11 protein-coding genes are annotated in these 13,646 nt (G+C 71.4%); 4 read left to right on the top strand and 7 right to left on the bottom strand.

Annotation, left to right across the window (positions count from 1 at the left end; genetic code table 11):
• Positions 1–32: 32 nt before the first annotated feature.
• Both CRP49_RS08095 and CRP49_RS08100 read right to left on the bottom strand, forming a co-directional pair.
• Entirely contained in the window at positions 33–2,345 is a 2,313-nt protein-coding gene (locus CRP49_RS08095) for a glycosyltransferase (protein ID WP_097252794.1), read from the bottom strand.
• Positions 2,342–3,805 carry a glycosyltransferase family 29 protein gene (locus tag CRP49_RS08100; RefSeq protein WP_097252795.1) on the bottom strand — a complete coding sequence of 488 codons (1,464 nt, stop codon included), beginning with the start codon at positions 3,803–3,805 and terminating at the stop codon, positions 2,342–2,344. Before CRP49_RS08100 ends, CRP49_RS08095 begins: the two co-directional genes overlap by 4 nt.
• 262 nt (positions 3,806–4,067) lie before the next feature.
• Between CRP49_RS08100 and CRP49_RS08105 the strand changes: the two genes are divergently transcribed.
• A complete protein-coding gene (locus CRP49_RS08105) occupies positions 4,068–5,228 on the top strand; it encodes an acyltransferase (protein WP_179851544.1) in 1,161 nt (386 codons plus the stop codon).
• Positions 5,229–5,328: 100 nt separating this feature from the next.
• Positions 5,329–6,291 (top strand): class I SAM-dependent methyltransferase, encoded by a 963-nt coding sequence (locus CRP49_RS08110; RefSeq protein ID WP_097252796.1) that lies wholly within the window; start codon positions 5,329–5,331, stop codon positions 6,289–6,291.
• Between the two features lie 8 nt (positions 6,292–6,299).
• Here the strand turns inward: CRP49_RS08110 and CRP49_RS08115 are convergent, their stop codons facing one another.
• Positions 6,300–6,950, bottom strand: a complete 651-nt coding sequence (locus CRP49_RS08115; RefSeq protein WP_097252797.1) for a TetR/AcrR family transcriptional regulator C-terminal domain-containing protein — start codon at positions 6,948–6,950, stop codon at positions 6,300–6,302.
• Positions 6,951–7,021: 71 nt separating this feature from the next.
• Between CRP49_RS08115 and CRP49_RS08120 the strand changes: the two genes are divergently transcribed.
• Positions 7,022–8,395: an FAD-dependent monooxygenase gene (locus CRP49_RS08120; protein ID WP_097252798.1), complete on the top strand. Its 1,374-nt coding sequence runs from the start codon at positions 7,022–7,024 to the stop codon at positions 8,393–8,395.
• 3 nt (positions 8,396–8,398) lie between these two features.
• Here the strand turns inward: CRP49_RS08120 and leuE are convergent, their stop codons facing one another.
• Together leuE and CRP49_RS08130 are read right to left on the bottom strand one after the other, a co-directional pair.
• The gene (leuE, locus tag CRP49_RS08125; protein WP_097257250.1) at positions 8,399–9,049 is read right to left on the bottom strand and encodes a leucine efflux protein LeuE; all 651 of its coding nucleotides are present in this window, start codon (positions 9,047–9,049) and stop codon (positions 8,399–8,401) included.
• A gap of 86 nt (positions 9,050–9,135) precedes the next feature.
• Entirely contained in the window at positions 9,136–10,716 is a 1,581-nt protein-coding gene (locus CRP49_RS08130; protein WP_097252799.1) for a methylmalonyl-CoA mutase, read from the bottom strand.
• Between the two features lie 102 nt (positions 10,717–10,818).
• On the opposite strand from CRP49_RS08130, the gene CRP49_RS08135 reads away from it, so the two are divergent.
• On the top strand, positions 10,819–11,649 hold the full coding sequence (locus CRP49_RS08135) for a L,D-transpeptidase family protein (RefSeq protein WP_097252800.1): 831 nt from the start codon (positions 10,819–10,821) through the stop codon (positions 11,647–11,649).
• Positions 11,650–11,876: 227 nt separating this feature from the next.
• Here CRP49_RS08135 and CRP49_RS08140 read toward each other — a convergent pair whose 3' ends face one another.
• Positions 11,877–12,974, bottom strand: a complete 1,098-nt coding sequence (locus tag CRP49_RS08140; protein WP_097252801.1) for a hypothetical protein — start codon at positions 12,972–12,974, stop codon at positions 11,877–11,879.
• Entirely contained in the window at positions 12,974–13,636 is a 663-nt protein-coding gene (locus tag CRP49_RS08145) for an RNA polymerase sigma factor (RefSeq protein ID WP_094215366.1), read from the bottom strand. Before CRP49_RS08145 ends, CRP49_RS08140 begins: the two co-directional genes overlap by 1 nt.
• Positions 13,637–13,646 lie beyond the last annotated feature (10 nt).

Genomic DNA, 13,646 nt, shown 5'->3' on the forward strand with positions numbered 1-13,646 from the left:
GGCCCCGCACCGGGCCCGCCCTTCCTGCTTTCTCAGCGGCCCAGGATCGTCCGGATCCGGGCCGCGTTCTCCTGCGTGACCTTCCACAGCAGCTCCTGCCGGTCGTGCACGTCGGCGACGGTCCGGCTGTGGTGGTCCAGGATGTGCAGCGCCCGCTCGGTGAGCTGTGCGCCCAGGTTCTTCTCGTGGACGGAGACACCCCACTCGGGGCGCTCGATGTCGCTGAGGAAGTACGCCATCTTCGGGTGCGAGATCAGGCTGACGATGGGCGTGCCGACGCCGAAGGGGATCATTCCGGCGTGCCCGCGCATGCCGATGACCAGGCGTGTCCTGGCGTACGTCGCGCGGATCTCGTCGTTGGAGAAGTCGTACATCGGGATCACCGGCAGCGAGATCCCGTGCTCGCGGCGCAGGTCGAAGGCGATGCGCTCGTCGTCCAGGGAGTGGGCGACGCACCGCACCTCGGTGTGGGCGCCGATCGCGCGGACGGCCTTCGCCAGCTCGGCGAGGAAGTGTCCGTAGTCGTGGCCGAAGCGCAGGCCCGCGCGGTCGTAGGCGGCGTTCAGCAGGACGGTGTCCTCGCGGTGCAGCGGGTCGCTCCAGCCGGGGACCAGCTGACGCATGACCGTGGTCGGGCAGGGCTGGAAGACGACCTTGTCGTGCAGCTCGGGCGGGAGCAGCGAGCGGACCTTGGCGATGGAGCCGTGGTTGCGCAGACCGAAGAACGCGGCCTTCTCGACCAGCAGGCGCAGGCTCTCGTTGAACCGCCGGGCCCGGTACGACTGCCCGTCGAAGGCGTTGAAGCCGACCGCGAAGACCATGATCGGCACGTCGATGGCGCGCAGGTGCTCGTCCGGGACGTTCCACTGCCAGGCGCTGTTGCCGTTGGGCATGGTGTCCGGGATGAACAGTCCGCCGCCGCCGATGACCAGGCCGCGCCGGGCGTTGACCCGCTCCAGGGCGGCCGGGTCGAACAGCCGGTGGGCGTGGACGGAGTGCCAGCGCCGGGAGGTGGTGTCGGGGCCGAAGGCGAGCCGGACCGTCTCGGGCAGCAGCTTGTCGCCCGCGTTGCCCTGCCGGTCCATGTAGAAGGCCACGTGCGCGAGCTGGTCCTCGGCGGCGCCCTGCTCCTGGCTGGGTACCGCGGCCGCGCGCTGGGCCCACAGCCGGCTGGAGCGGTGGGTGGGGTCGACGGTGAGGCCGGCGGTGGCGTACTTCAGGGCCTCGGCGTTGTCGCCGTGCACCCAGGCCATCTGGGCGAGGCGGGCGTAGGCGGTGGCGGCCCGGTTGGGGGCGGCGGTGGCCAGCAGCAGTTGGGTCTTCGCCTCCTCGTGGCGGGAGACGCTCATCAGGGCGTGCCCGAGCACCTCGTGCGGCCAGGCCTCGTCCAGCGGGATGCGGACGCTGCCGAGGAGGTCCACGGCGTCCTGGTACTCACCGGCGGTGATGTGGGCGGCGGCGACCTTGCGGGCGGCCTCCACGTCACCGGTGCGCCGTACGTGCGGGGTGCCGTAGTGCACGAGCAGGTCGTGGTGGAGGTTGCCCTTGGACAGGTAGGCCGCGTGGAACTCGGCGTCGCCCAGCTCGAACTCGCGCCAGCGCTCCTCGGCCTGCGCGTACCCGGCCTCACCGCCCTGCCAGGGCTTGTGCCGGCCGGTGAAGTGCAGGATCGCGGTGTCGTCGGGGACCGGCAGGTCGCCGGAGAGCCGCCGCTTGACGAAGTTGTAGCGGGCGTCCAGGCGGACGAAGTCCCCGTCGAGGACGGCGTTGAGGATGCCCTGGTCGTGCTTGTCGAGTTCGTAGGAGCCGCTGCGCCCGACCTGGTCGATCTTCGCGCAGAACGCGTCGGACAGGTACTCGCGCTGGATGACCAGCAGCCCGGAGTTGAGCTTGTGCTGCCCGTAGAAGAACTGCGGTACGGCAGCCAATCCCTCGCGCAGCTGGAGGAGTTCACCGAGGTCGCCGAGGACGACCATGTCGGTGTCCAGGGTGATGACGGTGTCGTAGTCGCGCAGCTTGAAGATGTCGAGGATGAAGTAGGCCTTGCGGACCAGGTAGTTGTCCTGGTCGCCCTTGACGTAGGAGTCGTAGTGCTCGGCGTCGACGCGGCGCAGCACGATGCGCGGGTGCAGGGCGCGGATGCGGGCGACGGAGGAGGGCTTCAGGTCGTCGTGCAGGACGACGAAGTCCTCGCAGACGCCCGGGTTGGACAGGGCGAGGCTGCGCAGCAGGACGAGGAAGCCGGGCAGGTAGTTCTCGTCGACGAAGCTCGCGAAGGCGATGCGCCGTCTGCCGGTGAGGAGGTGCGCGGAGGTCTCCGGTGCTACCGGGGTGAAGGTGGTCATCGCAGGGATATCCTCATGTCGGTCACGCTCTGGGCCCGCTCCATGACCCATGCCTTCTCGCTGGTGTATTCGTGCACGGAGGTGATGGCGAGCTTCATGGCCTCCTGGACGCGGTAGGCGCCGCTCTCGTAGAAGTCGAAGCCGATCAGGTCCAGGGTCGGGCTGACGTCCAGGAAGTCCAGCAGCCACAGCATGTTGAAGCCGGTGGTCGGGATGCCGGACCAGACGTCGTTGCCGAGCCGGCCGATGTTCCGGACGGGCCAGCGCAGCGACTCGTCACCGAGGTACTGCTGGGCGCCGGGCACCAGCCGGTTGCGCAGCGAGTGCTTCCAGTCGCCGGAGACCCCGCCGAAGACGAGCCGGGTGGTCACCGGCCGGTCCCAGTTGAAGCCGTGCTTGTGGATGGTGGCGTGGATGTCGGTACGGCTGCCGGTGTTCCTGGGGTCGATGCGGTACGAGTTGAAGCGGACGACGAGGTCGTAGTCGTCGATCTGGGTGCCCATCGAACTCTCGCCCACCCGGCCGGAGTTGGCGATCAGGCAGATCGACTTGCCGGCGATCCGGTTGCGGAACTCGCCGAGGCTGATCCACTGCACCCCGCCGACGGTGGGGTCGGCGACCGGGCCGCGCATCCGGATGCGGCGCTGCTCGGCGTAGAGGGCGACGGCCTCGGTGAGGGCGGTGGGGTCGGCGGCGATCCCGGTGCGCAGGTCGAGGTACTGGCTGAGCAGTTCCTGCCGGTCGGCCACCGGGGCCTCGTCGGCGGACAGCGCGAGCAGGGCGCCGACCAGCCGGGGCTCGGCCGCGTCCCAGTCGCCGAGGGCGTGCAGGGCCAGGCCCTCGGCCCACACGTCGGTGGCGGGGCCGCGGGCGAAGTCGGCGGCGCGCGGGCACTGGCGCCGCAGCAGGGCGAGCAGTTCGCGTTCGCGTTCGGCGGCGCGGCGCAGCCCCGTGATCCGGGCGGCCACGCCGAATCCGTCCTCGCTGGTCAGTTCCAGGTAGCGCTCGTAGGCCTGGACGGCCTCGGGCTCGTCGCCGAGCGCCTCCAGGGCGCGGGCGCGCAGCCGCCAGCCGGCGCGGGAGTTCTTGCGCTCGGCGAGGACGGTGTCGCTGATCTGCAGGGCGAGGTTCAGCTCGTCGTCGTAGCCGCACTCGAGGGCCTTGTTGCCGACGGCGAGCAGGGCGTCCAGCAGGTCGGCCGGGATGCTGCCGGCGGGGGCGGCGGCTCCCTTGACGGCGCGCTTGAGCAGAGCGGTCGCGCCCTGGGCCGGGGCGGGTGCGGGAGCGGACGTGCCGGTGGTGCTGAACACCACGAGCAACTTGCGCAGCTGCTCGGCCAGTTCCGTGCGGCGGCGGTCGAGGCTGCCCACGAGTTTGCCGCTGTGCACGGCGCAGGCGCGCAGGCAGTCCTCCAGCTCTCCTCCACGCGCAGGTGTCCGCCGGTTCTGGACCCTCGTCATAGCTCTCCTGATTTTGCCAAGCAAATACGGTGTTTACGGCGACATGCCGTCGGTTTGCGAAAGCGTGGGGGTGGATGGAGAAACTAGGAAGTCAAAGCGACCAACGGGTTAACGAATCCGAACAGGTAAGAGAATGGTTAGACGGTCAATCACGTCATTCCTGTGATTCACCCAGGTGACGGCGGAACGGCTCCCTCATGCCGGGGACTTTCACAGAAGCACCCGAGATGATCAACGCATCTTCGGGTAGGCGCCGAGCATCATGGCTGCTTCATCCCCCACCCTTGTCACCGCTCCCGCCTCCGCTCCCCCCACGCCCGGAACGGCCCCCGTCCCACCACGCCGGGGCCGCCTGCTCGCCCTGGACGGCCTGCGGCTCGTGGCCGCGCTGATGGTCTGCCTCTACCACTACGCCGGACGCGGCGGCACGGTCTCCGCGTCCTGGCACCAGACACCGGCCCGCGTCTTCCCGACCCTGTCCCAGGTGGCCACGTACGGCTGCCTCGGCGTCCAGTTCTTCTTCGTCATCAGCGGTTTCGTCATCTGCATGAGCGGCTGGGGCCGTACCCTCGGCGACTTCTTCCGCTCCCGCGTCGCCCGCCTCTATCCCGCCTACTGGGTCGCCCTGGTGCTCGTCACCGGAGCGGCCCTCGCCCTGCCGGCCGTCGTGCACCCGGTCCGCCTGGACGAGTTCCTGGTCAACCTGACGATGCTGCAACAGCCCATGGGTGCCTCGCGCGTACTGGGCGTGTGCTGGACGCTCTGGGTCGAGGTCCGCTTCTACGCGCTGTTCGCCCTGTTCGTCGTCGCGCGCGGGGTCACCTACCGCCGGGTGGTGCTGTTCTGCTGTGTGTGGACGCTGGCGGCTGCGGTGTGCCGCACATCGGGCAACGCGCTGACGGACCAGCTGGTCATGCCGGACCACGCCCCCTTCTTCGTCGGCGGTCTCGCTCTCTACCTGATCCACCGCTTCGGCGGCGACCTGCTGCTGTGGGGGATCGTGGCCGCCTCCTGGCTGCTCGGGCAGAGCAACGCCACGCGCGGGCTGTGGCACACGGGTGCGCACGGCGACTTCGTGCGCAGCCCGTACGTCATCCTGCTGATCGTCACGCTCGCCTTCGCGGCCGTGGCGGCCGTGGCGCTGGGCTGGACCCGCCGGGCGAACTGGCCCTGGCTGGCCACGGCGGGCGCGCTGACGTACCCGTTCTACCTGGTCCACGAGCACCTGGGCTGGTTCGTCATCCGGGTGCTGCACCGGGGCCTGGGCCTGCCCGCGTGGCCGACGCTCGGGGCGACGGTGCTCGGCATGCTGCTGCTGGCGTGGCTGATGCACCGCTTCGTGGAGAAGCCGCTCGGCCCGAAGCTGAAGCGAACACTCCGTGGCCGGAAGTTGGGCAGCCGTTCATCTCGCCTTGGGTTTTGAACCGGCCCCGGGGGCAGGCACCGTAGTGCCCCGCCCCCCGCGCCACAGGCTTTCCGCAGAGAACCCACAGACTGCCGTACCGAGGGAGTGCCTCCGCCTCATGGCCACCATCCAGGAAGCGATGCGACCGCCCCACCGACTCGACGACGTGCCCGGCTGGTTCCCGGTCCTCGACCAGCTGCTCTTCGAGTGGTTCCTGAACCGGCAGGAGGCCGGCGGGACCCGCGGCGACCTCCTGGAGGTCGGTGTCTACATGGGCAAGAGCGCGATCTTCATCGGCCGGCACCAGCAGCCGGGCGAGCGGTACACCGTGTGCGACCTCTTCGAGGGCGACGCCCCGGACGACGCCAACCGGGCCGAGTCGACCAAGTCCTACAGTGCGCTGACCCGGCGCGTCTTCGAGGAGAACTACCGCTCCTTCCACGACGAACTGCCCCGGGTGCTCCAGGGACCCAGCTCCCTGGTGCCCGCCGAGGTCGAGGCCCGCTCCTGCCGGTTCGTGCACATCGACGCCTCGCATCTGTACGAGCATGTGCACGACGACATCGGGGCGGCCCACGACCTGTTGCTGCCCGACGGCATCGTCGTCCTCGACGACTTCCGCTCCGAGCACACGCCCGGCGTGTCCATAGCCACCTGGGAGGCCGTGCTCAACCGCGGCCTGCACCCCATCTGCCTGAGCACGCAGAAGCTCTACGGCACCTGGGGCGATCCCGAGCCGGTCCAGGAGGCGCTGCTGGCCATGGCGCGGGAGCGGTCCGACTGCCACCTGAGCGTCCAGGAGGCCGCGGGGCACCGGATCGTCCGCCTGAAGTCGAAGGGGATGCCGGCGCCGGTGTTCCCGCCCTCGAAGCACGCGGTGGCGGCCAAGGCGTCGGAGGCAGCGAAGGCGCCGGAGCCGACGCCGGCAGCGGTGTCCGCACCGGCACCCGCTCCCGCTCCTGCGGCACCGCCCGCCCGGCCCGCGCCCCGCCGGGGCAGCCGGGTCCGCCGGGTCGCCGTGGACCTGTTGCCGCCGGTCGTCACGCGGGCGATACGCAAGGCGCGCGCGGCCCGGAGCTGACCGCCCGCTCAGCCGATCCCGTACCGGGCCTCGATGCCCGCGATCACCAGCGCCAGCCCTTCCTCGAACTGCTGGTCGTAGTCGTCGAAGAGCACCTTTCCGGCCTCGGCCGCGAGCGGGAAGTCGGCCATGCGCCGGGCGCGCTCCTCGATGTCGTACCCCTCCCGGCGCTCGCCCGGGAGGGGCTGCACGCCCTGCTCCTCGGTGACGAACCCGATGGTGAACACGTTCATGGTCCGCGCCGCGTTGACCGCCTGCACCAGGGTGAAGCCGGCGCCCGTGAGGACGCGCAGGTGCGCCTCCATCTCGCGGGCGTGGTCCGTGCCCGTGAAGCGTGAGCCGCTGAAGACCTTGGCACCGTCGCGGTAGCCGAGCAGGGCGGCGCGCAGACCACGGCTGGTCCTGAGCAGCCGCTCCTGCCAGCTGTCGGCGGGATCGAGCGCCGTACCGGCGACCATCCGCCGGTACATCTCCGTCGCCATCTCGTCGAGCAGCGCCTGCTTGTCCTTGAAGTGCCAGTACAGCGCCGGGGCCTTGACGTCCAGCTCCTTGGCGATGGCACGCAGGGTCAGCCCGTCGAGGCCGACCTCGTTCAGCAGCCGCAGCGCCGTGTCCGCGACCCGTGTGCGGTCCAGGGGCGCGCGTCGTTCCGTACTCACGCTTGACAGCTTAACAGCGTTAAGGGCACGCTCATGGGCGACGGTACTTAACGGCGTTAAGGAGATTTGTCATGGATGTACTGATCGTGGGGGCCGGTCCGACCGGCCTCACCCTCGGCGTCGACCTCGCCCGGCGCGGTGTGGACGCGCTGGTCGTGGAGCGGGCGGAGGGGCTCTTCCCCGGCTCGCGCGGCAAGGGGATCCAGCCGCGCACCCAGGAGGTCTTCGAGGACCTCGGCGTGCTGGACGCGATCCGCGCGGCCGGCGGCTCCTACCCGGTGCGGACGATCTGGAAGGACGGCGAGCGGCTCGGCGAGCAGCCGATGTTCGAGGCCGTGGCGGCGGACGAGGGTGCACCGTACACCGAGCCGTGGATGGTTCCGCAGTGGCGGACGCAGGAGATCCTGTACGCGCGGCTGGTGGAGCTGGGCGGCGAGGTCGGCTTCGGGCGCGAGGTGACGGGCCTGGAGCAGGACGCGGACGGCGTGAGCGTGCGGTTCGCCGACGGTACGACCGTCCGCGCGCGGTATGTCGTCGCGGCCGACGGCGGGCGTTCGGCGGTGCGGCGTGCGGTGGGCGTGGGCATGGCCGGGGAGACGGTGGACCCGAACCCGTTCCTGGTCGCGGACCTGCGGCTGAAGGGTCTCGACCGGGAGTACTGGCACACCTTCCCCGCGGCCGACGGCACCGGGGTGGCGCTGTGCCCGCTCGCCGGTACGGACGACTTCCAGCTGGCCGGCAGGCTTCCGGAAGGCACGGAGTTCGACCTGTCCCTCGACGGCATCCGGGGGCTGGTCGCCGCGTACACGCACCTCGACGCCGAGGACGTCACCGAGCTGCGCTGGGCCTCGGAGTTCCGGCCGCGGACCGCGCTGGCGGACCGGTTCCGGGTGGGCCGGGTGTTCCTCGCGGGCGACGCCGCGCACCTTCACTCACCGGCCGGCGGGCAGGGCCTGAACACCAGCGTCCAGGACGCGTACAACCTGGGCTGGAAGCTGGGCGCGGTGCTGCGCGGCGGGGCTCCGGAGTCCCTCCTCGACACCTACGAGGAGGAACGACGCCCCAACGCCGCGGCCATGCTGGGCCTGTCCACGGGCGTGCACCGCGGGGAGGTGCAGCGGGGGAAGGCGACGGTGCAGCTCGGGCTCGGGTACCCGGAGTCGTCCCTCAGCGAGGAGACCCGGGCCGTCCCGTCCGGGGTACGGGCAGGCGACCGCGCATCCGACGGCACGGTGGACGGCGTACGCCTCTTCGACGCGTTCCAGGGGCCGCACTGGACGCTGCTGGGCGCGACGACACCCGTTGCCGGGGTTCGCGCCCTCCCGGCGGCCCCGGAGTCGTACGGCCCCGGTGTCTTCCTGGTCCGCCCGGACGGGTACGTCGGCTGGGCGGGCGACTCGACGGACGGACTGACCGCGTATCTCGACCGGGTCGGCTGCCGCTAAGGCCTACGCGCTGGCCAGCGACAGCTTCACCGCGAACCCGAGGAACAGGGCGCCCGCCGCCGAGGTGGCCGTGGCCGACAGGCGCTTGCGGCGGCGGAAGGCTGCGGCCAGGCGGGTGCCGCCGAATATCAGCGCGCTGAGGTAGAGGAAGCTGGCCAGCTGCGCGAAGGCACCGAGGACGACGAAGGAGAGGGCCGGGTAGGCGTACCCCGGGTCCACGAACTGCACGAAGAAGGCGACGAAGAAGAGGATCGCCTTGGGGTTGAAGAGGCTGACGACGAAGGCCCGCCGGAAGGGCCGCTCCTCGGCCGAGGCCACCGTCGCGACCTCCTCCACGGCCTTCTCCCGCCGGGTCCGCCACATCCCCCACGCGGACCGCAGCATCCCGATCGCCAGCCAGGTCAGATAACCGGCACCGGCGTACTTCACGATCCCGAACAGCACGGCGTTGCCCTGGAGCAGCGAGGCGACTCCGGCGGCGGACAGCGTCATCAGCACGGTGTCCCCGCACCAGACGCCGGCTGCGGCGGTGTAGCCGGCCCGGACTCCGCGGCGGGCGGCGACGGAGAGCACGTACAGGGAGTTGGGGCCGGGGAGCAGGACGATCAGGACGAGACCGGCCAGATAGGTGGGGAGATCGATGACGCCGAACATGAGAAGGAGTGTCGCACGGGGGTACGACAGCCAGTCTGGGACCAGCACGGTCTGGCCTCGCTTGTAGCGGACGGGGGCGGGGTCATCTAGAACGCATCAGTCGGCACATAACTCCCCCAAACCTCCCGCAGCGCGTTGCACACCTCCCCCACCGTCGCCCGCCCCCGCAACGCCTCTCGCATCGGATACAGCACGTTCTCCTCCCCCTCCGCCGCCTTCTTCAGCGCGGCCAGGGCCGAATCGACCACCCCCTGATCCCGCTCGGAGCGCAGCCTGGCCAAGCGCTCCCGTTGCCGTGCCTCGATCGCCGGGTCCACCCGCAGGGGCTCGTACGGCTCCTCCTCGTCCAGCTGGAAGCGGTTGACGCCCACGACCACCCGCTCGCCGGAGTCCGTCTCCTGGGCGATGCGATACGCGTTGCGCTCGATCTCGGCCTTCTGGAAGCCCCGCTCGATCGCCGCCTCCGCACCGCCGAGGTCCTCGACCCTTCGCATCAGGTCCAGCGCGGCCGCCTCGACGTCGTCGGTCAGCTTCTCGACCGCGTAGGAGCCGGCGAAGGGGTCGACCGTCGCCGGTACGTCGGTCTCGTAGGCCAGGACCTGCTGGGTGCGCAGGGCGAGCCGGGCCGCCTTGTCCGTCGGGAGGGCGATGGCCTCGTCGAAGGAGTTGGTGTGGAGGGACTGGGTGCCGCCGAGGACCGCCGCCAGCGCCTGGACGGCGACCCGGACCAGGTTCACCTCCGGCTGCTGGGCCGTCAGTTGCACGCCCGCCGTCTGCGTGTGGAAGCGGAGCATCAGCGACTTGGGGTTCTTCGCCCCGAACTCCTCCCTCATCACCCGCGCCCAAATCCGCCGCGCCGCGCGGAACTTGGCGACCTCCTCCAGCAGCGTCGTACGGGCCACGAAGAAGAAGGAGAGGCGGGGTGCGAAGTCGTCGACGTCCATGCCGGCCGCGACCGCCGTGCGGACGTACTCGATGCCGTCCGCGAGCGTGAAGGCGATCTCCTGCGCGGGGGAGGCGCCCGCCTCCGCCATGTGGTAGCCGGAGATCGAGATCGTGTTCCACTTCGGGATCTCGGCGGTGCAGTACTTGAAGATGTCGGCGGTCAGGCGCAGGGAGGGCTTCGGCGGGAAGATATACGTCCCCCGCGCGATGTACTCCTTCAGGACGTCGTTCTGGATGGTGCCGGTGAGACGGTCCGCCGGGACGCCCTGTTCCTCCGCCACCAGCTGGTAGAGGAGCAGCAGCAGGGCGGCCGGGGCGTTGATCGTCATGGACGTCGAGACCTGGTCCAGCGGGATGCCGTCGAAGAGCACCCGCATGTCCTCGACCGAGTCGATCGCCACGCCCACCTTGCCGACCTCGCCGTGCGCGAGGGGCGCGTCGGAGTCGTGGCCCATCTGGGTGGGCAGGTCGAAGGCGACGGACAGACCGGTGGTGCCGTGCGCGATCAGCTGCCGGTAGCGGGCGTTGGACTCCACCGCCGTGCCGAAGCCGGCGTACTGGCGCATGGTCCAGGGGCGGCCGGTGTACATGGTCGGGTACACCCCGCGGGTGTACGGGTACGCCCCCGGTTCGCCCAGCTTCGTGTCCGGGTCCCAGCCGGTCAGGTCCGCCGGTCCGTAGACCGGCTCGATCGGCAGTCCCGACTCCGACTCACGCGCCATGGATGCCTCCGCAGTACGTCTCATCCGCGTTTTGTCCAGGTTTTATCCCCCCTCACCATGCCCCGTAGTTCGGCGGCGGTCACGCGGGGAAGCATCCCCGGCATGAGGATCCCGGGGAGACCAGCCGCTCTACTCGTCTCGGCCGCCGCCCTCGCCGCGCTCTGCGGCTGCACCGTGCAGCCTCCGGACGCCGACGGCAAGCACCACTCGCCGGTGCAGGTCCAGCTGCCCTCCAGCCCCGCCCCCGACCCCACCCGGACGGCCGAGCGGACGCCCGCCGCCCAGCCCGCCCGGCCCGCGCCCCGGGTGCTGTGGTCGCGCGGGGACAGCGGCCCGGGCGTGCGTGAGCTGCAGGCCCGGCTCCGCCAGGTCGCCTGGCTGTTCGACGGGCCGACGGGGACGTACGACGATCTGACCGAGCAGGCCGTCCGGGGCTTCCAGGGCAAGCGCGGGCTGCCGCGGACCGGTGAGCTGGACACCGTCACCTGGCAGCGGCTGCTGGCCATGACGCATCGGCCGGGCCAGTGGGAGCTGTACCTGATGGGCGGTCAGCCGGCCGCCGCGCCCGACCCGCGCTGTCTGACCGGCCGGGTGCTGTGCATCAGCAAGACCAGCCGGACGCTGCGCTGGATGATCGACGGGCGCACGGTCGAGACGGTCTCCGTCCGCTTCGGCACCCAGTACACCCCCACCCGCGAGGGTGTGTTCCACGTCTACTGGAAGTCACGGCACCATGTGTCGACGCTCTACCACTCCCCGATGCCGTACGCGATGTTCTTCAGCGGCGGCCAGGCGGTGCACTACTCCTACGACTTCGCGGCGCGCGGGTACGCGGGCGGTTCGCACGGATGCGTCAACGTGCGGGACGAGGCGGCGATCGCGCGGCTGTTCGCGCAGGTGGGGATCGGCGACAAGGTCGTCGTCTACTGGTGAGGATTTGGGGCGCGGGCGGGACCGGGGGAACGTGTCCCGCCCGCGCCAGGTGCACGAGCCACGGGTACGGGGGGAACCCCGGCTCAGTGCTACGGCCGATGACCAGTCGGCTCACTCTCTACTGCGTCGCGGGGCCCGGAAACGTCACACCCTTGGCGGAAAAATTTTCGCGGCCGACAAAATCGCAGGTCAGAGGCGGGGTAGGGGGGGCAGGGGCGGGGCAGAACTCAGAGCGCGGTGTACGACGGGCTCGGCGTGGGCACCGGACCCGTGGCCTTCCGGTCCGCGCCCGTGGGTGCGAAGGCAGAGGGTGCGGGGCTGGCGGCGCGGCCCCGGCGGTCGTGGCGGTGGCCGTGACCCCGGCCCGGGTGACCGTCGTCGTCACCGCCCTGGCCGTTCTCGTCGCCCTTGTCCTTGCCCTTGCCCTTGTCCCTGCCTTCGCCGCCGCCGTTCGCGTTGCCCTTGCCGCCCTCGTCGTCGCCGGTGCCCTTGCCCGTACCGCCGGAGCCGTACTGGCCCGCGAGAACGGACTTGCAGTACGCGGTGACCCGCGAGGAGCCGCCCGCCAGGCCCTCCAGGGCCCGCCTGCGGTCGGAGCCCAGCTCCTTGCCATCCTTCAGGTCGCGGCAGGCCGCGTTGGCGACCTGCCACCAGGTGCCGGGATTCCCGGAGGCGTCGCCCGAGCCGGGCGTGGTGCCCTGGTCGGGTGCGGTGGCCCCGCCGGAGGGGTCGAGGGACCCACTGGTGCCGCCGTCGGGCGTGTCCGTGCTCGGGAGGATGCCCTGCGGGGACTGCGGTGTGGGCGAGGTGTGCGGTTGTCCCGGGCTCTGGGCGGCGGAGACGGAGGCGGCGGGGTCCGGGCGGTCGTCGTGGAACGGGACCGGCAGCACTCCGCTGCCGGCGGCCATGGCGACCCCGCCGAGCGTGCCCGCGGCCACCGCCGCGGCGAGCGCGAGGCGCACCGGGCGGGCCCAGCGCGGACGGCGGGCGCGGATTCCGCTACGGGTCGGGGCGCCGATGCGGACCAGGCCGGCGTCGGAGCCGCGCGCGGGCAGACCGGAGCGCCCGGGGGTGCCGTCGCCGAGCGCGGCGGCGGTCCGCTCGGCCTCGGCCGCCTCGCGGACCTTGCGGAACGCGGCCAGCGCGGCCTGCTCGCCGGGGAGTTCACCGGTCGCGGGAGCCGCCTCGGCGGAGAGTGCGCCGAGCGCCTTCGCGAGCCGTTCCGCCTGGTCAGAGGAGGAGGCGTCGACGGCTTCCAGCGACTCACCGCGCAGCAGACGTTCCGCCGTATCACGGGTAAGCCACTTGTTGTGCTCGTCGGCCATCACATGTCCTTCTGCGTCCTCGCACGCGTATGCGTCACAGTTGCGGACGACACCGCACGACCGCGCGGTTCTCGCTGGGGAGGGAGCGCGTCGAGCACGCCCGCCGATTCCGGATCGTCGCCGAGCAGCTCCGCGAGCCGCTTCAGACCGCGGTGCGCGGCGGTGCGTACGGCGCCCGCGCGCTTGCCGAGCGTCTCGGCGGCGGACTTGGCGTCCAGGCCGACCACCACGCGCAGCACGACCGCCTCGGCCTGGTCCTGCGGGAGCCGGGCGATGAGCGAGAGGGTGCTGTCGGTGGCCAGGGCCTCGATGGCCTCGCCGGCCGTGTCGGACTCGGCGGCCCGGCCGGTCAGTTCCGTCTCGTCGCCGCCTATCGCGGGGCGGCGGCCGCGCATCCGTATGTGGTCCAGGGCGCGGTTGCGGGCGATCCGGGCGGCCCAGCCGCGGAAGCGGTCCGCGTCACCGCTGAACCGGTCGAGGTCCCGGGCTATCTGCAGCCAGGCCTCGGACGTGACGTCCTCGGCGTCCGGGTCACCGACGAGTGTGCGTACGTATCCGAGCAGCCTCGGGTGCACCGCGCGGTACACCGTACGGAACGCGGTCTCATCCCCGTCCTGTGCCGCACGCACCGCGGTGGTCAGCTCCGCGTCGTCCCCCAGCACCGCACTCCCT

This window comes from Streptomyces sp. Ag109_G2-15 (assembly GCF_900215565.1).
Lineage (GTDB): Bacteria > Actinomycetota > Actinomycetes > Streptomycetales > Streptomycetaceae > Streptomyces > Streptomyces diastatochromogenes.

Excerpts from the sequence above, each read along its gene's own strand:
- CRP49_RS08095 (WP_097252794.1), bottom strand. The coding sequence starts at position 2,345 with ATGACCACCTTCACCCCGGTAGCACCGGAGACCTCCGCGCACCTCCTC.
- CRP49_RS08100 (WP_097252795.1), bottom strand. The coding sequence starts at position 3,805 with ATGACGAGGGTCCAGAACCGGCGGACACCTGCGCGTGGAGGAGAGCTG.
- CRP49_RS08105 (WP_179851544.1), top strand. The coding sequence starts at position 4,068 with ATGGCTGCTTCATCCCCCACCCTTGTCACCGCTCCCGCCTCCGCTCCC.
- CRP49_RS08110 (WP_097252796.1), top strand. The coding sequence starts at position 5,329 with ATGGCCACCATCCAGGAAGCGATGCGACCGCCCCACCGACTCGACGAC.
- CRP49_RS08120 (WP_097252798.1), top strand. The coding sequence starts at position 7,022 with ATGGATGTACTGATCGTGGGGGCCGGTCCGACCGGCCTCACCCTCGGC.
- leuE (WP_097257250.1), bottom strand. The coding sequence starts at position 9,049 with ATGTTCGGCGTCATCGATCTCCCCACCTATCTGGCCGGTCTCGTCCTG.
- CRP49_RS08130 (WP_097252799.1), bottom strand. The coding sequence starts at position 10,716 with ATGGCGCGTGAGTCGGAGTCGGGACTGCCGATCGAGCCGGTCTACGGA.
- CRP49_RS08135 (WP_097252800.1), top strand. The coding sequence starts at position 10,819 with ATGAGGATCCCGGGGAGACCAGCCGCTCTACTCGTCTCGGCCGCCGCC.
- CRP49_RS08140 (WP_097252801.1), bottom strand. The coding sequence starts at position 12,974 with ATGGCCGACGAGCACAACAAGTGGCTTACCCGTGATACGGCGGAACGT.